Here is a 22279-nt window from a genome sequence, read left to right as displayed (position 1 = left end):
CCGCTCCGTGACCTGGAGTCTTCTCCGAACGTCTCTCTCGACGGGGTGTATTCTTTCCGCGCCTTCCGAAAGGCGGTCTTGGACGCGCACGACCGGCTCCCCCTGACGGCAAAGCTTCCCGCGGAGCGCTTCGAGCAGATGTTCCCCGCGCTCGAGCCGCGGCAAATCGAGCGGTTCGCCGCGCGCGGACGGCGGCGCCGCGTCGAGGCCGGCGAAGTGCTCATCGAGCCGGGCGAACGGTCTCCCCGCTTCTTCGTCGTCACGGAAGGCGAGATCGAGATCGTGCCTGCGAGCGGCGCCGATTCCCCGATCGCGATCCTTCGGCGCGGGATGTTCACGGGAGAAATGATCAAACGGGTTGCTTCGGCCGTCGGGGAAGGATCGATCGCGATCTCCTTCGTCCAACGGGTGCTCGCGGAGTAGGAGAACAAATCCACGCGGTTTTGCGTACCGTGTTCCAGGAGGTGCTTCCATGCGCCGAGCCGTGTTTTTCCTTGGCGCCGTCCTGCTCGCCGCGGCCGGGTTCGCCGATCCGGCGATCGAGGCCGCGAACATCGTGGACCACCCGTTCTCCGCCGGTTTCGCCTCCGGCGGCCGCCTGCGCCTGCGGGTGCGTTCGGGAGACGTTCGCATCGTCGGCACCAACGAAGATCGGATATCGGTCGAGCTCTCCGGCCGGAACGCGGAGCGCGCGCGGGAGGTCCGGGTCCGCCTGACCGAAAAGCACGGGGACGCGGTACTGCGCATTTCCGGCGGGCCCCACAACGAAGTGGTCACGACGATCCGGATTCCCCGTCGAACGAATCTCTTCGCCCGGATTCCGTTCGGCGACGTCTCGGTGGAGAACGTCGAAGGAGACAAGGACGTCGCGGTGCACGCCGGCGATCTCACGATCGACGTGGGAAATCCGGCCGATTACGGCCACGTCGATGCCTCCGTCAATACCGGAGACCTCAACGGCCAGCCCTTCGGCGAATCGAAAGACGGTCTGTTCCGCTCGTTCCACAAGGAAGGGAGCGGGAAGTATCGGCTGCGGGCGCATGTCGGAGCGGGCGACCTGACTCTCAGGTAGAAGCAGGCGCGGCGAATGCATCGAGCCGGGCGGGCGCGTCTTCCCGGCCGGCGGCTCGACGTAGGTTCACCACTACGCCTTCACCGCCGCCCGGGAACCCGCATCCCGCCGGGCTCCGCCTCGCCGCGCTTTTGGGTTGTCGGGAAACGAGAGGGCTTCTCGTCTCAATTCCATTGGAAGAGCAAGCACGCCGATACGGGTCGTCATACGCGTCCGTGCCGCCCGCCGCCGGCACACGACCGGCGGCCCTCGTTTGAATCAGGTGCCGCTCCGGCGGGTCGGCTACGATGCCGATATCGGGAGCGACGTCAGCGCATGAGCAGCCGGGAGCACTGGGACAAGGTTTACACGACCAGGAAAACGGACGACGTGAGCTGGTACCGGCCGCACCTCGATCGTTCGCTGGGATTCCTGGACGCGGCGCGAATCGGTCCGAAAGACACCGTGATCGACATCGGCGGAGGAGCGTCGACGTTCGTGGACGATCTCCTCGATCGCGGATACGAGAACGTGACCGTGCTCGACATTTCGTCCGCAGCGCTCGACGCCGCGCGAGCACGGCTCGGGGATCGCGCCTCCGCCGTCGAGTGGATCGGCGCGGACGTCACGACCGCGCGGCTCCCGCACGGCAAATACGCCTTCTGGCACGACCGCGCGGTGTTCCATTTCCTCCGTGATCCCGGGGCGCGCGCCCGATACGTCGCGGCCGCCCGCCGGGCGCTCGAGCCCGGCGGCCACATCGTCGTCGCGACCTTCGGGCCGGGAGGCCCGCAGAAGTGCAGCGGCCTCGAGGTCATGCGGTACTCGCCCGATGCGCTGCACGACGAGTTCGGATCCGACTTCGCGAAGCTCGCCAGCGCCACGGAGACTCACGTCACGCCGTGGGGAACGGAGCAGGAGTTCATCTACTGCTATTGCCGGATGCTCGCCTGACGCACGCAACCTCCCGCGACGGGCTTTTCTTTTCCGGCAATGGGTCCCCTGGGAGCGAAGGGTCTCGGCGTCACGCGCCCCCGTTCCCCGAGCCCGCTCCCGCGACGGTCAGGTTCATCTTCGCGAGCAGCGCCTGGAACCGGGGATGGCCGTGAAGGCTCTGGAAAAGGAACGAGCCTTTGATTCCGTAGATCGCTCCCGAGCGCTCTTCGTAGGCCTGCTCGAGCCAGTCCATCGCTGCGTCCTGTTCGCCGAGGCCCGTGTGCACGTAGGCGAAGTGATAGGGGGAGACGTAGCGCTCCTTCGCGAGAGCATGCAGCTTCGAGAGGACGGCCCGAGCCTCCTGCTCCTTGCCGGCGATACCGTAAGCCTCGCCGAGCTGCGCGGAGAACATCGTCCCTTCGGGGGAGAGTGAGGTTGCTTTTTCGAGCTCCGCGAGCCCCTTTTCGTGTTCGCCCATCAGAATTTGCGTCCATCCCAGGAGCGAATGTCCGCGACTGAGCTGAGGCTCGATCTCGACGATGCGGCGCGCCACGGCCAGCGCTTCCGGGTAGCGGCCGGCGCGGAGCAGCTCGGTCGCGAGATCGGACCGGTGGGCGAGAGGATCGAGCTCCTGTGCGCGCTGCACGAGACGAATGGCGTCGTCGTAGCGGCCGAGGGCCGAGCACATCCAGCCGTACCGATCGTAGATGTCGGCGCTTCCGGGAGAGAGCGCGAGCGCCCGCTGGAAATCCTGCTCCGCGCCCGCCCAGTCGTAATCGCAGATGAACTTGAGCGAAGCGGCGACGCTGTGCGCGTCCCCGAGGGCGGGATCGAGCGCGAGCGCCCTCTCGACGGCGACTTTCGCTTTCGCGAAAGCCTCCGACGACGACATCTCGCCCGATCCCTGCCCGGTTCCGAGCTCGGCGTAGAGCAACGCCAACGCCGCGTGGGCCGGCGCGAACCCGGGATCCTCGACGATCGCCTGTTCGAACGACGCGATCGCGTGGCGATATCCCTCTCCCGTCCCGCGATAGAAGGAATGTTTCCCCTGGAGGTAGAGCTGGTAGGAACGCGCGTTGTCCGTCGGCTTCCTCTGGATCCGCGAGCGCTCGTCGGCGGAGAGCTCGGCCCGGAGCGCCGCGGCGATCTGTGTCGCGACGTCCGTCTGGATCGCGAAGATGTCGGTCAGATCGCGGTCGTAGGTGTCGGCCCAGAGGTGTTCGTCCGTGTGGGCGTCGACGAGCTGGGCGACGATCCGCACGCGGTTCCCGGCGCGCCGGATGCTTCCGTCGAGGATCGATGCGGCTCCGAGAGTCGAGCCGATCTCGCGCAGGCTCTTCTCCCGCTTCTTGAAGGGCATCACCGACGCGCGGGAGATCACCTTCAGCGATCGGATCTTGGCGAGATTCGCGATCACATCTTCCGTCATGCCGTCGGCGAAGAACTCGCTTTCGGCGTCGGCACTGAAGTTCAGGAACGGCAGGACCGCGACGGAGGGAGTGCCCCCGCCGGCGGGCGCCGGTGCACTCTCGGCGGACCCGCTTCCGAACTGCTGGAGGTTGAAGAGGAGGTCCCGCGCCGTCTGGTAGCGCCGAACGACGCTTTTCTCGAGGCAGTGGCGGAGGATTCCCGCCATCGCCAGAGACACCACCACGCCCGATTCCGACAACTCCGGCGGCTCGTTCATCAGGATCGCCGCCATCGTCTCCGCGGCCGACTCCCTCGCGAAGGCCTTGCGGCCGGTCAGCATCTCGTAGAGCACCGTTCCGAACGAGAAGATGTCGGAGCGCGGATCGAGCGGCTCGCCGCGCACCTGCTCCGGCGACATGTACGCGACCGTTCCCATCACCGTGCCGGGGGACGTGCGCGTTTCGGTCGGCGCGTTCGTCTCGTCCTCCCGGGAGGCGAGCTCGGTGCGCTTGGCGAGGCCGAAATCGAGGACCTTCACGTCTCCATCCCGGGTGACGAAAACGTTCTCCGGCTTCAAGTCCCGGTGGACGATTCCCTTCTCGTGCGCGGCGCAAAGCCCCTTCGCGATCTGGAGCGCGAATTCGATCGCCCGCGTCTGCGGCAGAGGCCCCGAGTCGAGCGCGTCGCGGAGCGTCGAGCCGCGGAGCAGTTCCATGACGGCGTAATGCGTCCCGTCGTGGCTGCCGAAGTCGAAGAGCGCGAGAATGTTCGGGTGCGACAGGGCGGCCACCGCCCTCGCCTCCTTCTGGAAGCGGGCGAGCGCATCGGCATTGCCGGCGAGCGATTCGGGAAGGACCTTGACGGCCACCTCGCGGCCGAGACGGACGTCCCGGGCGCGGTAGACCTCTCCCATGCCCCCGGCGCCGATGGGCGACAGGATCTCGTAGGGTCCGAGGAGCGTGCCGGCAGCGAGAGTCATCGGAGTGAGCCCGCGATCATATCGCGCCGGTGGGGGGGAGACCGGGCGGCTCGAAACTTCAGGCCTCGCAGAACCGACGGACGATTCCGAGCACCTTGTCGGGGTCGAACGGCTTGTGGATGAAGCCCGCGATTCCGGCCGTCGAAGCGGAACCGTCGAAGTCTCCGCTCGCCGAGATGACGTAGACGGGGATCGACGCAAACTTCGGATGCTCCCGCATGGCGGCGAGGAACTGGGCGCCGTTCATCTTCGGCATCGCGTTGTCGAGGAGGATGACGGAGGGAATCTTTCCCAGATCCATCAACCGGAAGGCTTCGAGCCCGTCGGTCGCCACGATCGGCTCGATCCCCTCGGTGATCAGGAGGGCCTCCATCGCGGACAGGATGTCCGGATTGTCGTCTATGATCATGACCGGCTTCACCGCAGGTGCTGGAAGCAGCAATCGTACCAAGCCCCGGCCGATCGCCTGCCCGGCTTCGCCGCGGCCGCTGCGGCACGAGATTTGCTGCGAACCGGGACAACCGTAAGTCGTTTCGATGGCGCATACTGGACCGGTGAGGTTCTTCGCATTCTGTTTTTTCGGGGCCTGCGTGATCGGCTGCGCGGGTCACAGCGGCGCGGCGGCGCGCGGGAGATCGGAAAACGCCTCCGCCGTCATCGCGAACGGGACGTGGGGAGGGGAGCATGTCGTCTTCCAGGCGTCCGGTTCCGGCGCGACGGTCCAGTTCGACTGCGCGCACGGGGCGATCTCGGCGCCGCTCGCGCTCGACGCGGAGGGAAGATTCAGCCTGGCCGGCGACTTCGTCAAGGAGCACGGCGGGCCGATCCGGGTCGGAGAGGTCGAAAACCATGAGTCGGCCCGCTACTCGGGGCGGGTGGACGGCCGGAGGATGACGCTCTCGGTCGCGCTCGGGCGCGACGAGACCCTCGGACCGTTCACGCTCGCGCTCGGGAGCGCGGGCCGCGTCGTGCGCTGCCGCTAGCAGTACGCAGCCTGCCGGGTCGGGGCGGGTTATCATCGCCGCACCGGGGACCTCTCGAACAGGAGATCGAATCTTGACGCAGACGCGCCGCGAGTTCGTGAAGACCGCTTCGGGGGGAGCCGTCGGCGCGCTGATCGGGACCGCCGCGGGGGCCGCCCCCGCCGTGCAGGGGGAGAAGCCCTACGACGTCGCCGTCGTCGGCGCGGGCGTCTTCGGCGCGTGGACCGCCTGGTCGCTCCGGAAAAAGGGGCGACGGGTCGCGCTGATCGACGCGTACGGGCCGGGAAACGCGCGCGCGAGCTCGGGAGGATTCACCCGCGTCATCCGGGCGGGATACGGCGACCAGGAAATCTACACACGCTGGTCGATGCGCTCGCTCGAGCTCTGGAAGTCTCTCTTCGGAGCGTTCGGGCGGCCATCGCTCTTCCAGCAGGCGGGCGTGCTCTGGATGGCGCGCGGCGAGGACCCGCTGACGACGAAGACGCTCGCGACCCTGCAGCGGTTGAACGTCCCGCACGAGCGGGTCGAGCGCGCGGAGCTCGTGCGGCGCTGGCCGCAGATCGACTTCGGACCGAACGACTGGGCGATCTTCGAGCCCGAGAGCGGCTTCCTCGTCGCATTCCGCGGCGTGCAGGCAGTCGTCCAGATGGCGGAGGCCGACGGCGTCGAATACCTGCAGGAAGCGGTCCTTCCGCCGGAAGGAAAAGGGCGGATGGCCTCGGTCAAGACCCGATCCGGAAACGCCATCGCCGCGGACATCTTCGTGTTCGCCTGCGGCCCGTGGCTCCCGAAGCTGTTCCCCGCTCTGCTGGGCGACCGCATCTTCCCGACGCGGCAGGAGGTCTTCTTCTTCGGCCCGCCTCCGGGCGACACCCGTTTCCAGCAGCCGGCGATGCCGGTCTGGGTCGATTTCGCCGAAGAGATCTACGGGATGCCGGACTTCAACGGACGCGGCTTCAAGGTCGCGCCCGACCGCCATGGCCCCGCGTTCGATCCGGACACCGGCAAGCGCGTCATCACGGCCGAAACCCTGGCGCGAGTCCGCGAATTCGTCGGCCGGCGGTTCCCCGGGCTGAGGGACGCGCCCGTCGTCCTCTCCGAGGTCTGCCAGTACGAGAACACCTCGAACGGCGATTTCCTCATCGACCGCCATCCCGAGCGCGAGAACGTCTGGCTGGTCGGGGGCGGATCGGGCCACGGCTTCAAGCACGGCCCGGCGCTCGGCGAGTACGTCACGGCGCGCGTCGTCGAGGGAGGCGCCGTCGAGAAGCGGTTCAGCCTGGCCACGAAGGAGAAGGTACAGGCTCGGAAGGTCTATTGAGACCGGTCCGAGATCACGAGAGATCCGGCGTGCACGCCGGCGCGGAGGTATGAGGAGATGAAATTGGGAAGAGTCCTGCTCGTGGTTGTCGCGGTGTTGTCCGCCGGAGGCGCGGCGCGGGCCGAGCTCTCCCTCACTTCGGGGACGGACTATCCGCAGGTCCGGGTCGGAGGGATGTTGTTCGCCGATTACACGTATCAGGCCGAGCCGTCGGGAACGGACGCGGACGGCCACTCGATCCACCCGAACAGCTTCAACGTCACCCGGGCCTACATCAACGTGACGGCGGATCTGTCGCGAATCATCTCCGCGCGGATCACGCCGGACCTCGTGCGCGACACCGACCAGAGCTCGTCGCTCTCCGGCAGCTCCGTTTACCGGCTCAAGCTCGCGTTCTTGCAGCTCGCTCTCGACGACGTTCTCGGCAAGGGGAGCTGGTTGAAACTCGGCATTCAAGGGACCCCGTACATGGATCTCACGGACCCGGTCTACCGCTACCGGTTCCAGGGGAACCTCTTTCTCGACCGGGAAGGCTATCTCCAGGTCGCCGACGCCGGGATCTCCGCCCGCTACGCGTTTCCTTCGGATTACGGCGACGTGGTCGCCGGGGTCTTCAACGGCGAGGGCTTCAACCACTCGGAGACGAACGATCAAAAGGCATTTCAGGTTCGGGCGACGCTGCGCCCCGCTCCCCATGCGCCGGTCGTCCGCGGGCTGCGTTTGACGGCGTTCTGGGATTCGGACCACTACCAACGCGACGCTCCCCGGGAGCGCCTCGTCGGCGGCGTGACGTTCGAGCACCCGTTCGTCAACGCGGGCTTCGAATATCTCGCCGCGAAGGACCGTCCGACCCCGGCGGTTCCCGAGAAGGACGCGCGCGGCTGGTCGGTGTGGGCGACGCCGCGCACCGCGATCGGGGTCGAGGCCCTTTGCCGCTACGACTGGCTCGAGCCCGACAAGAACGATCGCGGCCGGAAAACCCGGGCGATCTTCGGCGTCGCGTACTGGTTCCCGCTCCAGAAAGGGATTGCGACCGCGGTTCTCCTCGACTTCGAGAAGGTTCGCTACCGGGACTTCACTCCGGCCCAGCCGACGGAGAAGCGTTACGCGGTCCACACCCTCGTGAGCTTCTGACCCGCTACGTTCGGCGCCTGAGGAGGCTCAGCAGGAACAGGCCGCCGGCTGCGCAAATGATGACCGGCCCGGGCGGGCGACGAAGAAGGAAAGCGAGGCCCGTTCCCGCGACGGTCGACAGGACGGCGACGGCGACCGCCGTCACGAGCATGCCGGAGAGGCTGTTCGACACCCTCCGTGCCGTCGCGGCCGGGACGATGATCAGCGAGCCCATCAGGAGCACCCCGAGGTACCGCAGGCCGAGGGCGATCGTCAGCGCGAACGTCTCGAGGAACAGGAGCTCCAGCCGGGCCGTGTCGATCCCCGTCGTTCGGGCGATCTCCGGCGAGACGAGCGCCAGAACGAGCCGGTCCTTCTGAACCAGGATGAACAGGACGACGGCCACCGACGCCGCGGCGCCGAACGCGAGCTCACCGGCGCCGAGCTTGCCGGGCCCGCCGAAGAGCGCGTCGATCAAGTCCTCCCCGGAGCTCATCAGGCTCCCGACCGCGAGCGCCGTCGAGAAGACGACGCCGATCACGGTCTCCGCCGCCATCCTCGTCCGGCGTTCGACCGCCCAGATCAGGAGCGCGCCGAAGAAGAGCATCGCGGCGGCGCCGATGAGGGGGTTGATTCGGAGCGCCAGGGCGATCCCGATCCCCGGGAGGGCGACGTGCGAGATCGCATCCGCGGCGAGCGTCATCCGGCGCATGACCGCGAAGGATCCGACCACGCCCGCCGCGGCCGCCATCGCGACGGAGGCGGCGAGCGTCCCCGTCTCAAGCGTCATGGACGTGGTATTCGACCGGTTCGCCGTAGAGCTCGCGCAACCGCTCGGGGGTCAGGATCGTTCTGGGCGGGCCGAACCACGATTGTTCGCGGCTCAGGCAAAGCACGTTGGTCGCGTATCGATAGACGACGCTGAGCTCGTGGGAGATCAGGAGGACCGTCAGATCCCGCTCCTCCTGGACGTGCCGGACGAGCTCGTTCAGTTTTTCCTGCCCGGGACCGTCGACGCCGGCGGTGGGTTCGTCGAGCAGCAGGACGTTCGGCCGGCCGAGGAGGGCCATGGCCACGAGGAGGCGCTGGAACTGTCCGCCCGAGAGCGTTCCGATGAGCTTGCCCTCGATGCCCTCCAGACCGACGCGTCGAAGGGTCTCCGACGTGTCATCCGCGGCCTTCGCGACGCGCGCCTTCGCCCGCAGCAGGTCCCTTCCGGTCAGGGGCAGATCGCGCGCGACGTCGAGCTTCTGGGGCACGTATCCGATCCGGACGCCGGGCTGCCATCGGACCTGGCCCCGATACGGGATCGCTCCGACCAGGGCTTTGAAGAGGACGGTCTTTCCGCAGCCGTTGGGTCCGATGATGGCGAGCGAGCTGCCCTCGGGGACCCGAAACGTCAGCCCCCGGAAGACCTCCGCGTCGCCGAATCGGATCGACAGGTCTTTGACTTCGAGGGCGTCGACCACTCGGCGAAAGATAGCACCCGCTGTGGTGTCGCCTGCGGCGACGTCTCCATCGATCCGTCTGGCGTGAGCGTCTCGACGAAGTTCACCATCGAGCCCGGGGTGCCCGTGGGCGCGGTCGAGTCGCTGGTTCGGCGAGCCGCGCCGTCGGCACGCGCTCCGGGTCCCCGAGCCAGCTTCCGCGACGGGGCCGGCGCGCTTCGGGAAAATCTTCGTCGTCCGCGGGGCCCTTCGCATCGCCTGATTTTTCGCCGAAGTAACCGAGGTGAAAAATCTGCGATGCGGGAGCGGAAGCGCAAGCGAGGGGGTGGCGACGGCGCGGTCGAGTCGCTGGTTCGGCGAGCCGCGCCGTCGGCACGCGCTCCGGGTCCCCGAGCCAGCTTCCGCGACGGGGCTCAGGCCGGCACGGTCGTCGTGACGAGCCGGACGACGGTGGCCTGCGGCCCCTCGGCGCCCTCCTCTTCGGAATAGGCCACGGCGGTCCCCGGCCGCAGCTCGTCGAACGAGCCCTCCTTCACGCTGTTGCGGTGGAAATAGATCTCCCGCCCTTCGGGCGTCTTCAGGAAACCGTACCCCTCGACCGGGAAGAGCCGCTCGACGCGCGCCTGCGGCGGGGCCTCGTGCCGCTTGGTCTTCCCGCGCCATCGCCGCAGATGGTCTTCCAGCCGCCGGCGCAGCGCGTCGAAGGCGTCGCGCACCGCGACGTAGACGTCTTCCTCGTCGGGTTGACGGTCGATGTCGAGCTCTTCCCCGGAGACCGTTGCACGGATCCGGACGTTGTAGAGGTAGCCCTTCCGGTGATGGCCGTGAGGCGCGTCCACCCAGACCTCGCAGCGCTGCAGGAGGGGCGAGAACTGGTCGAGCTCGGCGGCACGCTGCCGAATCTTCCCCTCGACGGCTTCCGACGGCTCGATGCCGAGAAACGTGACCTTCAGCGGGATGTTCATCATGGTTCTCCTTTGCGAGGCTTCCCGTTCGCGCGAGGCGAGCGACGGAAGCGGAACCGTGCGGTCAGACGTGATGGAGCGATCGCTCCGCTTTCTCCTCGACCGAGGCGACGTTGCGGGTCAGCTTGTCGTGCTGGCCCTCCTCGTCTTCGATGCGGATCGTCGTCGACGATCTTCAGGGCTTCGGCGATTCGCGAGCTCAGGTGCGTGTCCCCGCCGAGGGGAGTGATGCTGAACTCGAAGAGCATGGCGTCCTCCACCTTCTCCGGCGCCGGCTCGCGCCCGATTGCCCGGGCGCGGGAAACTTCGCCGGAACGCAGTATCCCCGGTACGAATTCGTCGCGAAAGCTCCAATTGAATCAGTCGCGGGTAACAGCGACGAGATGGCAACGCGTGCCTGTCGCTCGGCTGATGTTTCGCCGGGACCTCCCGCGTGGGAAGAGGCGTTCGGCCTTTTTGCGCCAGCTGCGCGATCCGGCGCGTATCGGTCGCACCGGCGCCGGGCGATGCGTCTGGATCAGGAAATTTCCGCGCCATTCCGGCAGGATGGAACGGTGACGGCAAGGAGGCCAATCATGAAAGTCCGAGCAGTGATGAACAAGCCCGTCAAGACCGTGAGCGCCGAGAGCAGTCTCGCCGCAGCCGGCAAGATCATGTCCGAGAACGACTGCGGGGTTCTTCCCGTCGTCGACACGAAGAATCAGGTCATCGGGGTCCTCACGGATCGCGACGTGTGCCTGGCATTGACCTCGAAGAACCGGACGGCATCCGACGTGCCGGTCTCCGAAGCGATGTCGCCGCGCGTCTTCGCGTGCGGTCCCGACGACGAGATCCAGAGCGCGCTCGAGACGATGCAGTATCGTCTCGTGCGGCGGCTCCCCGTCCTCGACGACGCGCGCAAGCTCGTGGGGATCCTGTCCGTCGACGACATCGTGATCCACGCCGGGCCCGCGACGGCGAAGCGGCCCGCGGAGGTGACCTACGGTGAGGCGTTCAGCACGCTGAAGGCGATCTGTGGCACGCGTCTTTCGCACCCGCACCTCATCGTCTCTCCCTGATCGGGAAGCGAGGCGCCCGGGCCGCGACAGCGGCCGGGCGCCCCTCCCGCCGGGAGTTGAAACTCGCGCGTCCGAGGTTCAGACTGAAGGAGGCAAAGGCCCGGCTATGAAGCATCCCACTCCCCGTCCTGCGCAGCTCCCGCGAAAGCGGATGGCGCACGCGCAGCGCCGGCCGCCGTTCCTCGGCACCGCGCCGCCGCCGTCGATCCGGCCCGCGTGCTGGGAGATCCATTGTGAGAAGCGGCGGGGGGCCGAAGAGTTCGCGATCTATCTCGACGGGGAGCGGATCGGCGCCGAGCGGGGAGCCGCGGAGCTGCGCGAGCTCCTCGTGGGCGCCCGCCTCCGGGCCGACGACGCCAACCGCGTGATCGCGTCTCTCGGCGCCTCCCCCGTGGTCTGGGTCGAGATTCGCGCCGTGGAGTCCGCGCCGTACCGGAAGCCCGCTCCCGAATCCCGCTACTGAGCCGCCGCGGCCTCGGGAGCCGGGAGGCGGACGGGAACCCGAATCCCGCCCCATTCGCCGGGGACCGCCTCGATCACGCCGGGCAGCCGCGTCGCGCACGAGAGGCAGCGTCCGTCCTCGTCGAGCGCCCAGTCGGTGACGACGAATCCCCGGCGGCCGATGAGAGTGGCGCCGCAGGCGGCGCAGAACGTCGTCGAACCGGCCTCGTCGAGAACGTTGCCGGTATAGGCGTAGCGGACGCCGTTGCGGCGCGCGATCTCCCGCGCGCGGCGGAGCGTCTCGGGGGGAGTCGGCGGGACGTCGGCCATCTTCCAGTCGGGATGGAAGGCCGTGAAATGAACCGGCACGTCGCCGCCGAGGTGATCCACGATCCAGCGCGTCATCGCGTCGGTCTCGGCCTCCGAGTCGTTGAGTCCCGGGATCATCAGGTTCGTGATCTCGAGCCACACCGAGGTCTCCTTCTTCAGGTACTCGAGCGTCTCGAGAACGGGGGCGAGATGCGACGCGGTGACCGTGTGGTAGAAGTCCTCGGTGAACGCCTTCAGGTCGACGTTGGCCGCGTCGACGTGGCGGTAGAACTCCTTCCGCGGCTCGGCGCACATGTACCCCGCGGTCACCGCGACCGCCTTGATTCCGATCTCCCGGCAGGCGTCGGCGACGTCGCTCGCGTACTCGAAAAAGATCGTCGGATCGTTGTACGTGAAGGCGACGCTCCGGCAGCCGAAGTCCCGGGCGGCGTGCGCGATCGTCTCGGGCGAGGCCTCCTCGGAGAGCTTCGAGATCTCGCGGGACTTGCTGATGTCCCAGTTCTGGCAGAAGCGGCAGGAGAGGTTGCACCCTTCCGTCCCGAACGAGAGCACCGCGGTGCCGGGGAGGAAATGGTTGAGCGGCTTCTTCTCGATCGGGTCCACGCAGAACCCGCTCGAGCGGCCGTACGTCGTCAGGACGATCGCGTCGGCCTGGCGGGCGCGGACGAAGCAGAGCCCCCGCTGACCTTCGTGGAGCGCGCAGAAGCGGGGGCAGACGTCGCACTGGATGCGGCCGTCTTCCAGTCGATGCCAGTGGCTCGTCTCGACGACGGGACCGCGCCGCGCGGTCACGGCCGCACCTCCGCGGGCTCCGCGTCGGGCGCCGACAGAAGATCCTCGACCTCTTCGTCGGTCGTCTGCGAGAAATCGGCGTACCACTCTCCGACCGCCATGAAAGGCTCCGGCGTCGAGACGCAGACGCAGTCGTCCGCCGTCGTCCGGACGTCGTCGCAGGCCTGCGGAGACCCCGTGGGCACCGCGACGACGATCGACTTCGGCCCGAGCTTGCGGACCGCGGAGATCGCCGCGCGCATCGTGGCGCCGGTCGCGAGGCCGTCGTCCACGAGGAGGACCGTCTTTCCCTCGAGCACGAGCGGGGGACGGCCGCGGCGATACAGCCGCTCGCGGCGGGCGAGCTCCTCCCGCTCGCGGACGATGGCCGCGTCGACTTCGGGACGGGAGACCCGAAGACGCGCGATCAGGTCGGACGAGAGGATCGTCACGCCGCCGCTCGCGATCGCGCCCATCGCGAGCTCGGCATGGCCGGGGACGCCGATCTTGCGAACGACGAAGACGTCGAGCGGGGCATCGAGCGCGCGCGCCACTTCCCACGCGACGGGAACGCCGCCGCGGGGAAGCCCGAGGACGACGACGTCGGGTCGATGCGCGTATTCCGAAAGCCGCTGGGCGAGCACGCGCCCGGCGTGGCGGCGGTCGCTGAAGATCATCATGGCTGCTTCTCCTGCGCGGGCGCCGGATGGAGATGGCGGACGAACCAGTCCGACGCGCGCCGCGCGACGTCCGCGAGCGCCCCCGGCTCCTCGAAGAGGTGGGTCGCTCCGGGAATGATTTCCAGACGCTTCTCGCCCCCGAGCCGTTCGAGCGCGGCGCGGTTGAGCTCGAGGACGAGCTCGTCCCGGCCTCCCACGAGCAGGAGAGTCGGCGATTTGACGCGCTCGAGATTGTCGCCGGCGAGGTCGGGGCGGCCGCCGCGCGAGACGACGGCGCGGACCTCGGGGCCGAGATACGCCGCCGCGACGAGCGCGGCCGCGGCCCCGGTGCTCGCGCCGAAGTACCCGAACGGCATGCCGTGCGGGATCTCCTCGACGAGCCAGCCGGAGGCTCGGATCAGGCGCTCGGCGAGGAGGTCGATGTCGAAACGCAGTCGGGCGGTGGGGAAGTCGGCTTCCTCCTCCTCGGGGGTCAGGAGGTCGAAGAGAAGCGTGCCGAGGCCGCGTTCCCGCAGCGTCTCGGCGACGTAGCGGTTGCGCGGACTCAGCCGGCTGCTTCCCGCCCCGTGGGCGAAGACGACGATCCCCTGGGCCCGCTCGGGGATGTGGAGCTCGGCACCGAGCCGGACGTCGCCGGCCGGGATCTTCAGCTCCGCGGCCTCGCGGGATATCGTGTCGGTTTCATTCTTCATTTCGCGCTCCTGTTCGTGATGGTTTTCGGAACGGCGGCGGTTTTCGCCTTCGCCTTCACGGAGCTCATCGGCGTTTCCGCGGCGCAAAGCGCCGCCCGCGCGGCGCCGGCATGCCGTCGACGGCTTCCGGAGGCTGCGGGGACCGGAACGCCATGAGAGTCTTCCGGCCGCCGGCCGATTCGATCTCCAGCGCCGCTTCCGCGCCTCCGGCGAGCGACTCGATCCAGATGTGCTCCGGGGCCTCGATCCGGTGCTCGACGTGGTCCGAAGGATCGCCGCCGAGCTCGATCGTCACGCTCGGCGGCTCGAGGACCGCGGTCGCACCCCGAAACGGGAGCGCCGTCGCTTCTCTCTGCGCCCCGCGCTCGCCCATGAGCTCCTCGACATCGACGAGCCACCCGTCGTGGCGCTTGCTGAATTCGTCGAGGTACTTCAACCAGTGTTTGCGGGGAATTTCTTCCGTTCGCGTGAGGATCGTGTTCGGTTTCATGGGCCACCCCCGACGCCCTCCACGATCGCATCCCACGCCCGATCATGCCAGATGCGTTTTGACCAAGCGGGCGCCGACGATACGCGCCGTTAAACGGGTCCGTCGGGCCCGCCGCCGGCTCGACGTACGTTCTCAGTACGCCTTCACCGCCGGCAGGCCCGCCGAACCCGTCTTCCAGCACGTCTCGCGGCGCCTCGTCGCTATCGCAACCGACGCCGGAATCAACGCAATCTGCGTGACCCGCCGGGAGGCCGTTGACGGCTCGATGCATCCGCCTTCGCCGAGGCTTCGGCGCGACAAGTCGCCGCGCCGGCCGTCTATCATTGCGGTGAAGGACGAGTCGGTTCACGACAAGTCGAAAGCGCGGCGAGGCGCGAGCCCGGCGGGTCGCGGCGCACGCGCCCGCTCCGCCTTCGCTAAAGCTTCGGCGCGATCCTGTTGGCATCGACCGGCCGCTCCGGCTCGCGCGAACTCACAGCCGATCGCGCCGTAGCTCGGCAGAGCGGAGGCGGACCGGCTCGATGCATCCGCCTTCGCCGAGGCTTCGGCGCGACAAGTCGCCGCGCCGGCCGTCTATCATTGCGGTGAAAGACGAGTCGGTTCACGACAAGTCGAAAGCGCGGCGAGGCGCGAGCCCGGCGGGATGCGGACGTCCGACCCGCGGCCGCGGCGTACCGATGAGCGTACGGTAAGGCCGCGGGTCGCGGCGCACGCGCCCGCCCGGCTCGATGCATCGCCGCGCCGGCTAGAAGACCGGCTCGATCTTCAGGTCGGCCGACACAAAGCGCACGTTCGGCGCCTGCCGGACGGCGTCGAGAATCGCCTGCTTCTCCGCCCAGGAGTGGACCCGACCTTCGAGCGTGACCTTGCCGTCGGAAACGTTCACGTCGATCATGTCCGCTTCCCGGTCCGCGCGGCGCTCGAGGGTGTCCTGGATCGCCTTGCGCAGCTTTCCTTCGTCCGCCTTCTTCACCGTGACGGCGAGATTGTTGGCGACGCCCTTGATCCCCTGGAGCCGGCGCACGGCCCTCTCCGCGTCGTAGCGGTCGACGAGATTCTCGACTTCCCCCTCGAGGGTGACGAGTCCGTGCGACACCGTCGTCCGGATCTTCGTGTCGGGGAGGAACACGTCCCATTCGAGAGCGTGCCGGACCGCGCGCGCGAGGTCCTCGTCCGTCCGGGTGAGCGATCCGGGAATCCGGACCTCGACGTCGTCGACGACGTCGAGCACGCCGAAGACGCGGTGGGCCGCCTCCCGCGCCGCGAGCTTCTTCGCGTAGCTTTCGACCCTGCCGGTCAGCGTCACGATCCCCTGGTCGACTTCGACGCCGATTTCGGTTTCCTTCACGCGCGCGTCCCACCGGAGCTCGCGCAGGACGTCCTGTTGAATCTGGCTGTCGGTTTTGTTTTCCGTTGCCGTCGTGACCATACCAATCCTCCTTCGGGCAACCGCTCCGGGCGATCGCCCGAACTCTTCGACCTTGCGCCGAATTCGGCGCACGATCAATCGTCCAATTGCATCAATTCCGGGGAGTTGCCGTGGTCAACGCTCCCGCGACGCGGGCGGGCGGACGCGCGTTCCGTCGCGGATCGTGTCGGTCGGATGGAGGATCACGGTCTCCCCTTCGGCGAGGCCGCGCACGATCTCGGCGTCGTCGGCTCCCCGGTGTCCGACCTCGACGTCGTGCCGCCGGGCGCGGCCGCTCTCGACGACGAACGCGGACCAGCCGGCGCCGCGCCGGAAGAGCGCGCTTCCCGGCACGGTCAGCACCCCTTTTCCTTCCCAGATCGTGATCGCCGCCTCGACGCGATACCCGTCCCCGAGGCGGCCGGCGGGCTCGAGGAGATCGCCGATCACCCACACGCGCTGCTCCTCGACGCCGAGAGCCGAGATCTTCGTGAACGCCGCGGGCTCGATCGTGCGGACGCGGCCGCGGAGCGACACCCCCTCGCCCCCGTCGACGTGCATCTCCATCCCGGGAGAGACGCGGACCGCGTCGGTCGAGAGGAGGTCGACGGCGATCTCGAGGGAGCCCGGCTCGCCGACCTCGACGACGGGCGTTCCCGCCGCGACCGAGCGCTCGCTCTCCTGCGCGATGCGGAGGACCCGGCCGGCGACCGGCGACCGGAGCGGGATCGCCCCCCCGACGCGGCCCGGCTCGCCGGCGACCAGGACCGCGCGCACGGCGTCGGCCTGGAAGGCGGCGGCGGTCGCCGCGTACCGCGCGGCGTCGAGCTCGCGCGCGCGCGTCGTCTCCAGGAGCTCGGCCTGCTCCCGTTCCCCCGGCGCCCGAAGTCCTTGCGACGCGAGCGCGTCCGCGCGCTTGTGGTCCCGTCGGGCCTGCGCGAGCGCCTCGCGCGCCTGCCGCACGCGGGCGTCGGCGGCGCGGCGCTCCGCCTCGGCGGCGTCGAGCCGCGCGCGCGCCTCTTCCCGCGTCCGGGCGTCGAGGGGAAGAGGATCGAGGAGCGCGACGGCCGCGCCTTCGGCGACCGGATCTCCCTCGCGGAGCGTCACGCGGTGGAGGCGTCCGGCCGCGGGCGCAGAGAGGACGAACCGTTCGCGCACCCGCGTCTTCCCCTCCTCCTCGACGGTCAACCGGAGGTCGCGCCGGACGGCACGCGAGGTCTCGACGAGGACCGGAGCGGGGCGCAGGAGAAAGAGGGTCGCGCCGGCGATCCCGGCGGCGGCGGCGGCGAGCAGGACGTGGCGGCGGGTTCGGGACATCGGTTCACTCCCTCGTTTTCAGGACCGCGACGAGGTCCAGGCGGGCGACCCGCCGGACGACGACGAGCCCTGAGAGGAACGTCGCGGCGCCGACCGTGAGCGCGGAGAACACGTAGCTGCGCGGCTCGACGACGAGCGGCATCCGCATGAGATCGGTTTCGTAAAGCGCGGAGAGGAGCGCGCAGGCGCCGAATCCCATTGCGCATCCCAGCGGAATCGCCAGCGCGGTGATGATCGCCTGCTCCCCGAGGAGGATCGTCGCGACCTCCCGTCGCGCGAAGCCCAGGACGCGAAGGCTCGCGAGCTCGCGCCCCCGCTCCGAGAGCGCGATGCGAGCCCCGTTGTAGACGATCGCGAGCGCGATGACGGACGCGAGCCCGACCAGCACGGCCGTGAACGTGCCGAGGAGCTGCGCGATCGTGTCCTCGAAGCTCCGGATCATGGATTTCTGGAGCGCCGTTCCGGCGACCGCCGGAGTGCGCTTGAGGACGGCGTAGAGCCGCTCCGAGGCGCGCGGATCGGAGGTCAGGTACGCGCCGGAGAGCGCGCCTTCCTCCTGGAGCAGCCGGTGCAGCGCGCCGAGCTCCATGTAGGCGTTGACCCCGAGCAGCTCGTCGACGAGGGAGGCGATCGCGACGGAGCGCACCGGACGCTCCCCCTCGAGCACCTCGACCGTCAGGCGGTCGCCGGGCGCGACGCCGAGCGTCTTCGCCAGGCGCGCCGAGAGGACGAGGCCTTCAGGGGGGAGCGCGACGGCGCGCCGCCGCCGGTCGACGACGCGGCGGAGATCGGCGCTCGCGTCGAGGCCCAGGAGCGCCGTCCGCTTGCTTCGCTGCTCCGAGCGGAGGCGGACGGGCACGACGCGATAGACCTCCGACGCGATGACTCCCGGGAGCCGCGAGATCTCGTGCGCGGCCCGGCCGGAAACCGGGTTGGTGAAGCCCACCGTCGCCTCCTGGCGCTCGACCGCGTTGAAATGGTTGTCCAGGACGACGTGGACCATGTCCCAGAAGTATCGCCCGAGCACGAGGATCGCGACCGCGAGCGCGACGCCGACGACCGAGAGCGTGAGACGGACCGGCCGCCGCAGGAGGTTGCGCAGCATCATCCGGATCTCCGGCCGCAGGACGCGCCCGAGACCGATCCGCTCCAGGGCGCCGGCGCGGAAGCGGGCGGGGGGCTCCGGGCGCATCGCCTCGGCGGGCTGGAGGGCGACGGCGTTCCTCACGGCGCCGAGCGCGCCGAGGGCGGCGGCCGCGAAGCACCCGGCGACCGAGAGGAGGAGAGGCGCCGCACCGACGTCGTACCGGAGCATGGGAAACCGGAAGTAGAGGGTGTACACGCGGGTCAGGGCCGAGCCGAGCCAGACGCCGGCGCCGACTCCGACAACCGCGCCGGCCGCCGTCATCGCGAGCACGAACTCGAGGTAATGCGCGCCGATCGCGCGATTGCCATAGCCGAGCGCCTTCAGGATCGCGACCTGGTCCCGCTGGGTGTGGACCAGCCGGGTGACGACCACGTGGAGGAGGAAGACCGCGACCCCGAGGAAGATGGCCGGGACGATCCACCCTTCCGTGCGGAGCTCGGTCAGCTCGTTGTCGAGGAAAGCGTTGGACACCTGGTCCGCCCTCCCGTAGGCCCCGAGGCTTCCGTATCGGTCGAACAGCCGGTCGAGAGCGTCGATCACGGCGGGCTCGCTCGCGCCGGGGGCGAGCGTGAGGGCGACGTCGTTGAATCCGCCTTCCATGTCGAAGGCGGAGCCGACGGCTTCGCGGCTCATCCAGAGGACGCCGAACCGGCGGTTGTCCGGGAGGATGGAGCCCGCGCCGCGGATCTCGTAGACGTACTCGGGAGACAGCGCGATCCCGACGATCCGCAGCGATTCCCACCGGCCGTTGAGAACCGCGCCGACGCGGTCGCCGACCGAGAGTCGGTTGGCCGACGCGAACGCCTCGCTCACGAGGACTTCGTCGCGCCGCCCGGGTTCGGGCGCGCGCCCGCGCCGGACGAGGAAGCGGTTGAGCGCGGGCGGCGAGGAGTCGGGGATCGAGACGAGGCGTCCCGTCGCGGGCTCGGCGAGCCCGGGGACGTCGAGCGCGACTTCGACCACGACGCGCGCTTCGGCCGCCGCGACGCCCGGGATCGCAGCCACCTTCTTGAACAGCGCGTCCGGAACGCGCTTGGCGGACACGAAGACGTCGGCGAAGCGGTAGCGCGCGTAGTAGTCGTCGCGGGAGAGGAGGATCGAGTGGTAGGCGGAGCGCGTGACGACGAAGCTCGTGATGCCGCACGCCACGACGAGCGCGACCGCCGCTCCCGGTCCGCGGTGGTGCCAGAGGTCCCGGAGGAGCTTCCGGCGGAGCGTGGTCATCGCGGCCTCACCACGCGAGCGTCTCCGGGTCGGCCTTGGACGCGTTCCGGACGATGCTCGCGATCTCGCCGCTCACCATGCGCACGACCCGGTCCGCCATCGCGGCGATCGCCGCGTTGTGGCTGATCACCGCGGTCGTCGTGCCGAATTCCCGGTTGAGGCGGGCGAGAACGGAGAGGACGGGCTTACCGGTCTGGAAGTCGAGAGACCCGGTCGGCTCGTCGCACAGCAGAACGTCGGGCCGCTTGACGATCGCGCGCGCGATCGCGACGCGCTGCTGCTCGCCGCCCGAAAGCTGCGCGGGGAAGTGATCGAGCCGGTCGCCGAGTCCGACGATCCGAAGCGCGTCGGCGGCGTCGAGGGGATGCTCGGCGACTTCCGTGACGAGCACGACGTTCTCGAGCGCCGTGAGGCTCGGGATCAGGTTGAAGAACTGGAACACGAAGCCGACGTGCTCCCGGCGAAACCGGGTGAGCGCCGCGTCGTCGGCGCCCGTCAGGTCGTGGTCGAAGAACCGGACGGACCCGCTCGTGGGCACGTCGAGGCCGCCCAGGATGTTCAGAAGCGTCGATTTCCCGCTCCCCGACGGGCCGAGGATGACGACGAGCTCTCCGGAATAGAGGTCCAGGTCGACCGACCGGAGGGCGGGGATGTCGACTTCCCCCATCCGGTAGGTCTTCGTCAAGCCCCGGGCCCGGAAGACCGGGAGGCCGTCGGGGGACGCGGCCGATGCGGCGGTTTCTGCCACACGGCCACCGTCTCACGGCCCGCGCCCCTCCTCCAGAGCCAATCGCACCATCGGGATCGAAAGGGGAAAGGGATCGGCGCGGCAACGGCCGCCGAGGAGCGCCGACGAAGCCGAAAAAAAGCCTCTTGACAACGTTTCTATAGTTCTATATTTTTCGATATGTGAACGAGGCCGCCGTCTCCGACTCCTTCAAGGCGCTCGCCGATCCGACGCGCGTCCGGATCCTCGCGCTCCTCAAGCAACGGGGGCAGTCGTGCTGCGGCCTGATCGGAAAGCGCGAGCCCGGGCTCTGCGCCTGCGACATCCAGCAGAACGTGGGGCTCTCGCAGTCGGTCGTCAACCATCACATGCAGATCCTGATCCGCGCCGGGCTCGTCACGGGGGAGAAGCGGGGGCGCTGGGTCTATTACCGGAGAAACGACGCGGCGATCGCGGCGCTCGCGGACATGCTCGCGCGCGCCGTCTGAAAAGAAATCGCATTCGCCCGGTGCCCCGGGCGACGAAAGGAGCCACCATGGATACCGACGAGACGACCAAGGACTTCATCCGGCAGAGGTACGCGAGCATCGCGGCGGGCAAGCCGCTCCCGGTCTCGGCCTCCTGCTGCGCGTCGACCGAGCTCTCCTCGTTCGTCGAGGAGGGATACGCGCGGATGGAAGGGTACGCGGCGGAGGCCGACCTCGCACTCGGCTGCGGGCTGCCGACCGCGCACGCGGGTCTCGCCGCGGGGGAGACGGTCCTCGATCTGGGAAGCGGCGCCGGCAACGACGTCTTCATCGCGGCGCGCGCCGTGGGACCGTCGGGGCGCGTGATCGGCGTCGACATGACGCCGGAGATGATCGCGAAGGCGAAGGCGAACGCCGAGAAGCTCGGGGCGAAGAACGTCGAGTTCCGGCTCGGCGAGATCGAGGCGCTGCCCGTCGAAACCGGGACGGTCGACGCCGTGATCTCCAACTGCGTCGTCAACCTCGTCCCGAACAAGAGGAAGGCCTTCTCGGAGATCCACCGGGTCTTGAAGTCCGGCGGCCGATTCACCGTTTCCGACATCGTGCTCGACGGCGAGCTGCCGGAGTCGGTCCGCAAGAGCGCCGAGCTCTGGGCGGGCTGCGTTTCCGGCGCCCTCCAGAAGGAGGAATACCTCGGAATCGCCCGCGACGCCGGATTCGAGGTGGCCGTCGAGAAGGAGCGCCTTATCGAGATCCCGGACGAGATCGTCTCGGCAGCGCTCGCGGGGGCGACGCTCTCGGCCCCGGTCCGAATCCTGTCCGTCACGGTGGTCGGACGGAAGAAGGCATGACGGACGCGGAGCGGCCCCGCGTCCTCTTTCTGTGCACCGGCAACTCGGCGCGTTCTCAGATGGCGGAGGCGATCCTCCGCCACCTGTCGCGCGGCGCGGTGGACGTGCGGAGCGCCGGGAGCGCCCCCCGCCCCGAAATCCATCCCTTCGCGCGTGAGGCGGTGAAGAAGGTCTTCGGCCTCGACATGGCGGGGCAGCGTCCGAAGTCCATGAACGATTTCCTGCCGGAGCGGTTCGACTACGTCATCACGGTCTGCGACCGCGCGGCGGAAGCGTGCCCGAATTTTCCCGGAGCTCCCGAAGTCATCCGGTGGAGCCTGCCGGATCCGTCCGAAGCGACGGGGAGCGAAGACGAGAAACGCCGGACGTTCGAGAACAGCGCGAAGGACCTGACGCAGCGCATCCGGCTGTGGCTCTCGCTGCCGGCGGTGACCCGGCGCCTCGGGCCCGTTCCGTAACCGCGGCCGCGG

Annotated in this window: 24 protein-coding genes; 11 read left to right on the top strand and 13 right to left on the bottom strand. The window is 69.0% G+C overall.

All coding sequences use genetic code 11. The features are described 5' to 3' along the window. Nucleotides 1-78 precede the first annotated feature (78 nt). From VKH46_11435 to VKH46_11425, 3 genes are all read left to right on the top strand, one after another. A complete protein-coding gene (locus VKH46_11435) occupies nucleotides 79-423 on the top strand; it encodes a cyclic nucleotide-binding domain-containing protein (protein ID HKB71448.1) in 345 nt (114 codons plus the stop codon). A 49-nt stretch (nucleotides 424-472) separates the two neighbouring features. Beyond that, entirely contained in the window at nucleotides 473-1072 is a 600-nt protein-coding gene (locus VKH46_11430) for a hypothetical protein (GenBank protein HKB71447.1), read from the top strand. 315 nt (nucleotides 1073-1387) lie between these two features. Next, a complete protein-coding gene (locus VKH46_11425) occupies nucleotides 1388-2005 on the top strand; it encodes a methyltransferase domain-containing protein (GenBank protein HKB71446.1) in 618 nt (205 codons plus the stop codon). Nucleotides 2006-2075: 70 nt separating this feature from the next. On the opposite strand, the gene VKH46_11420 is transcribed toward VKH46_11425, so the two are convergent. Beyond that, on the bottom strand, nucleotides 2076-4376 hold the full coding sequence (locus VKH46_11420; protein HKB71445.1) for a protein kinase: 2301 nt from the start codon (nucleotides 4374-4376) through the stop codon (nucleotides 2076-2078). 58 nt (nucleotides 4377-4434) lie between these two features. Beyond that, nucleotides 4435-4785 carry a response regulator gene (locus tag VKH46_11415; protein HKB71444.1) on the bottom strand — a complete coding sequence of 117 codons (351 nt, stop codon included), beginning with the start codon at nucleotides 4783-4785 and terminating at the stop codon, nucleotides 4435-4437. A 145-nt stretch (nucleotides 4786-4930) separates the two neighbouring features. Here VKH46_11415 and VKH46_11410 point away from each other — a divergent pair, with 145 nt between their 5' ends. The 3 genes from VKH46_11410 to VKH46_11400 all read left to right on the top strand — a co-directional run bounded on the left by VKH46_11410 (nucleotide 4931) and on the right by VKH46_11400 (nucleotide 7814). Continuing rightward, a complete protein-coding gene (locus tag VKH46_11410; protein HKB71443.1) occupies nucleotides 4931-5359 on the top strand; it encodes a hypothetical protein in 429 nt (142 codons plus the stop codon). 73 nt (nucleotides 5360-5432) lie between these two features. After that, on the top strand, nucleotides 5433-6680 hold the full coding sequence (locus VKH46_11405) for an FAD-dependent oxidoreductase (GenBank protein HKB71442.1): 1248 nt from the start codon (nucleotides 5433-5435) through the stop codon (nucleotides 6678-6680). Between the two features lie 63 nt (nucleotides 6681-6743). Next, the gene (locus VKH46_11400; protein ID HKB71441.1) at nucleotides 6744-7814 is read left to right on the top strand and encodes a hypothetical protein; all 1071 of its coding nucleotides are present in this window, start codon (nucleotides 6744-6746) and stop codon (nucleotides 7812-7814) included. Nucleotides 7815-7818: 4 nt separating this feature from the next. Here VKH46_11400 and VKH46_11395 read toward each other — a convergent pair whose 3' ends face one another. From VKH46_11395 to VKH46_11385, 3 genes are all read right to left on the bottom strand, one after another. Further along, nucleotides 7819-8583 carry a metal ABC transporter permease gene (locus VKH46_11395; GenBank protein HKB71440.1) on the bottom strand — a complete coding sequence of 255 codons (765 nt, stop codon included), beginning with the start codon at nucleotides 8581-8583 and terminating at the stop codon, nucleotides 7819-7821. Then, nucleotides 8573-9262: a metal ABC transporter ATP-binding protein gene (locus tag VKH46_11390; protein HKB71439.1), complete on the bottom strand. Its 690-nt coding sequence runs from the start codon at nucleotides 9260-9262 to the stop codon at nucleotides 8573-8575. The genes VKH46_11395 and VKH46_11390 overlap by 11 nt, the downstream gene beginning before the upstream one ends. Nucleotides 9263-9654: 392 nt before the next feature. Further along, entirely contained in the window at nucleotides 9655-10206 is a 552-nt protein-coding gene (locus tag VKH46_11385) for an HPF/RaiA family ribosome-associated protein (protein ID HKB71438.1), read from the bottom strand. A 152-nt stretch (nucleotides 10207-10358) separates the two neighbouring features. Between VKH46_11385 and VKH46_11380 the strand changes: the two genes are divergently transcribed. Together VKH46_11380 and VKH46_11375 are read left to right on the top strand one after the other, a co-directional pair. Then, the gene (locus tag VKH46_11380) at nucleotides 10359-11264 is read left to right on the top strand and encodes a CBS domain-containing protein (protein ID HKB71437.1); all 906 of its coding nucleotides are present in this window, start codon (nucleotides 10359-10361) and stop codon (nucleotides 11262-11264) included. A gap of 106 nt (nucleotides 11265-11370) precedes the next feature. Further along, nucleotides 11371-11727 carry a hypothetical protein gene (locus tag VKH46_11375; GenBank protein HKB71436.1) on the top strand — a complete coding sequence of 119 codons (357 nt, stop codon included), beginning with the start codon at nucleotides 11371-11373 and terminating at the stop codon, nucleotides 11725-11727. Here the strand turns inward: VKH46_11375 and amrS are convergent. From amrS to VKH46_11335, 8 genes are all read right to left on the bottom strand, one after another. Next, the gene (gene amrS / locus VKH46_11370) at nucleotides 11721-12827 is read right to left on the bottom strand and encodes an AmmeMemoRadiSam system radical SAM enzyme (GenBank protein ID HKB71435.1); all 1107 of its coding nucleotides are present in this window, start codon (nucleotides 12825-12827) and stop codon (nucleotides 11721-11723) included. The two genes, VKH46_11375 and amrS, sit on opposite strands and share 7 nt — an antisense overlap. Further along, nucleotides 12824-13483 carry a phosphoribosyltransferase gene (locus VKH46_11365; GenBank protein HKB71434.1) on the bottom strand — a complete coding sequence of 220 codons (660 nt, stop codon included), beginning with the start codon at nucleotides 13481-13483 and terminating at the stop codon, nucleotides 12824-12826. The genes amrS and VKH46_11365 overlap by 4 nt, the downstream gene beginning before the upstream one ends. After that, nucleotides 13483-14178, bottom strand: a complete 696-nt coding sequence (locus VKH46_11360) for a dienelactone hydrolase family protein (protein ID HKB71433.1) — start codon at nucleotides 14176-14178, stop codon at nucleotides 13483-13485. The genes VKH46_11365 and VKH46_11360 overlap by 1 nt, the downstream gene beginning before the upstream one ends. A 64-nt stretch (nucleotides 14179-14242) precedes the next feature. Then, nucleotides 14243-14668 (bottom strand): DUF5335 family protein, encoded by a 426-nt coding sequence (locus VKH46_11355; GenBank protein HKB71432.1) that lies wholly within the window; start codon nucleotides 14666-14668, stop codon nucleotides 14243-14245. A 745-nt stretch (nucleotides 14669-15413) separates the two neighbouring features. Then, nucleotides 15414-16097: a BON domain-containing protein gene (locus tag VKH46_11350; protein ID HKB71431.1), complete on the bottom strand. Its 684-nt coding sequence runs from the start codon at nucleotides 16095-16097 to the stop codon at nucleotides 15414-15416. A gap of 114 nt (nucleotides 16098-16211) precedes the next feature. Continuing rightward, nucleotides 16212-17393 carry an HlyD family efflux transporter periplasmic adaptor subunit gene (locus tag VKH46_11345; protein HKB71430.1) on the bottom strand — a complete coding sequence of 394 codons (1182 nt, stop codon included), beginning with the start codon at nucleotides 17391-17393 and terminating at the stop codon, nucleotides 16212-16214. Between the two features lie 4 nt (nucleotides 17394-17397). Then, a complete protein-coding gene (locus tag VKH46_11340; protein ID HKB71429.1) occupies nucleotides 17398-19764 on the bottom strand; it encodes an ABC transporter permease in 2367 nt (788 codons plus the stop codon). A gap of 7 nt (nucleotides 19765-19771) precedes the next feature. After that, on the bottom strand, nucleotides 19772-20431 hold the full coding sequence (locus VKH46_11335; GenBank protein HKB71428.1) for an ABC transporter ATP-binding protein: 660 nt from the start codon (nucleotides 20429-20431) through the stop codon (nucleotides 19772-19774). 242 nt (nucleotides 20432-20673) lie between these two features. Here VKH46_11335 and VKH46_11330 point away from each other — a divergent pair, with 242 nt between their 5' ends. From VKH46_11330 to VKH46_11320, 3 genes are read left to right on the top strand one after another with little or no spacing between them, the layout of a single operon-like run. Then, a complete protein-coding gene (locus VKH46_11330; GenBank protein HKB71427.1) occupies nucleotides 20674-20979 on the top strand; it encodes a metalloregulator ArsR/SmtB family transcription factor in 306 nt (101 codons plus the stop codon). A 47-nt stretch (nucleotides 20980-21026) separates the two neighbouring features. Further along, complete coding sequence (gene arsM, locus VKH46_11325) at nucleotides 21027-21809, top strand: arsenite methyltransferase (protein ID HKB71426.1); 783 nt, start codon at nucleotides 21027-21029, stop codon at nucleotides 21807-21809. Continuing rightward, nucleotides 21806-22267 carry an arsenate reductase ArsC gene (locus VKH46_11320; GenBank protein ID HKB71425.1) on the top strand — a complete coding sequence of 154 codons (462 nt, stop codon included), beginning with the start codon at nucleotides 21806-21808 and terminating at the stop codon, nucleotides 22265-22267. The genes arsM and VKH46_11320 overlap by 4 nt, the downstream gene beginning before the upstream one ends. Nucleotides 22268-22279 lie beyond the last annotated feature (12 nt).

This window comes from Thermoanaerobaculia bacterium, from assembly GCA_035260525.1.
In the GTDB taxonomy this organism is placed as follows: domain Bacteria; phylum Acidobacteriota; class Thermoanaerobaculia; order UBA5066; family DATFVB01; genus DATFVB01.
The sequence above is the reverse complement of the archived record's forward strand: the minus strand, read 5'-3'. Positions and strand labels throughout refer to the sequence as shown.

Bases quoted from the DNA above. Each gene is read 5' to 3' on its own strand.
- VKH46_11430 (HKB71447.1), top strand. From the start codon at position 473: ATGCGCCGAGCCGTGTTTTTCCTTGGCGCCGTCCTGCTCGCCGCGGCC.
- VKH46_11425 (HKB71446.1), top strand. From the start codon at position 1,388: ATGAGCAGCCGGGAGCACTGGGACAAGGTTTACACGACCAGGAAAACG.
- VKH46_11420 (HKB71445.1), bottom strand. From the start codon at position 4,376: ATGACTCTCGCTGCCGGCACGCTCCTCGGACCCTACGAGATCCTGTCG.
- VKH46_11415 (HKB71444.1), bottom strand. From the start codon at position 4,785: ATGATCATAGACGACAATCCGGACATCCTGTCCGCGATGGAGGCCCTC.
- VKH46_11395 (HKB71440.1), bottom strand. From the start codon at position 8,583: ATGACGCTTGAGACGGGGACGCTCGCCGCCTCCGTCGCGATGGCGGCC.
- VKH46_11385 (HKB71438.1), bottom strand. From the start codon at position 10,206: ATGAACATCCCGCTGAAGGTCACGTTTCTCGGCATCGAGCCGTCGGAA.
- VKH46_11380 (HKB71437.1), top strand. From the start codon at position 10,359: ATGCGGATCGTCGTCGACGATCTTCAGGGCTTCGGCGATTCGCGAGCT.
- VKH46_11375 (HKB71436.1), top strand. From the start codon at position 11,371: ATGAAGCATCCCACTCCCCGTCCTGCGCAGCTCCCGCGAAAGCGGATG.
- VKH46_11365 (HKB71434.1), bottom strand. From the start codon at position 13,483: ATGATCTTCAGCGACCGCCGCCACGCCGGGCGCGTGCTCGCCCAGCGG.
- VKH46_11360 (HKB71433.1), bottom strand. From the start codon at position 14,178: ATGAAGAATGAAACCGACACGATATCCCGCGAGGCCGCGGAGCTGAAG.
- VKH46_11355 (HKB71432.1), bottom strand. From the start codon at position 14,668: ATGAAACCGAACACGATCCTCACGCGAACGGAAGAAATTCCCCGCAAA.
- VKH46_11350 (HKB71431.1), bottom strand. From the start codon at position 16,097: ATGGTCACGACGGCAACGGAAAACAAAACCGACAGCCAGATTCAACAG.
- VKH46_11345 (HKB71430.1), bottom strand. From the start codon at position 17,393: ATGTCCCGAACCCGCCGCCACGTCCTGCTCGCCGCCGCCGCCGCCGGG.
- VKH46_11340 (HKB71429.1), bottom strand. From the start codon at position 19,764: ATGACCACGCTCCGCCGGAAGCTCCTCCGGGACCTCTGGCACCACCGC.
- VKH46_11335 (HKB71428.1), bottom strand. From the start codon at position 20,431: ATGGGGGAAGTCGACATCCCCGCCCTCCGGTCGGTCGACCTGGACCTC.
- arsM (HKB71426.1), top strand. From the start codon at position 21,027: ATGGATACCGACGAGACGACCAAGGACTTCATCCGGCAGAGGTACGCG.
- VKH46_11320 (HKB71425.1), top strand. From the start codon at position 21,806: ATGACGGACGCGGAGCGGCCCCGCGTCCTCTTTCTGTGCACCGGCAAC.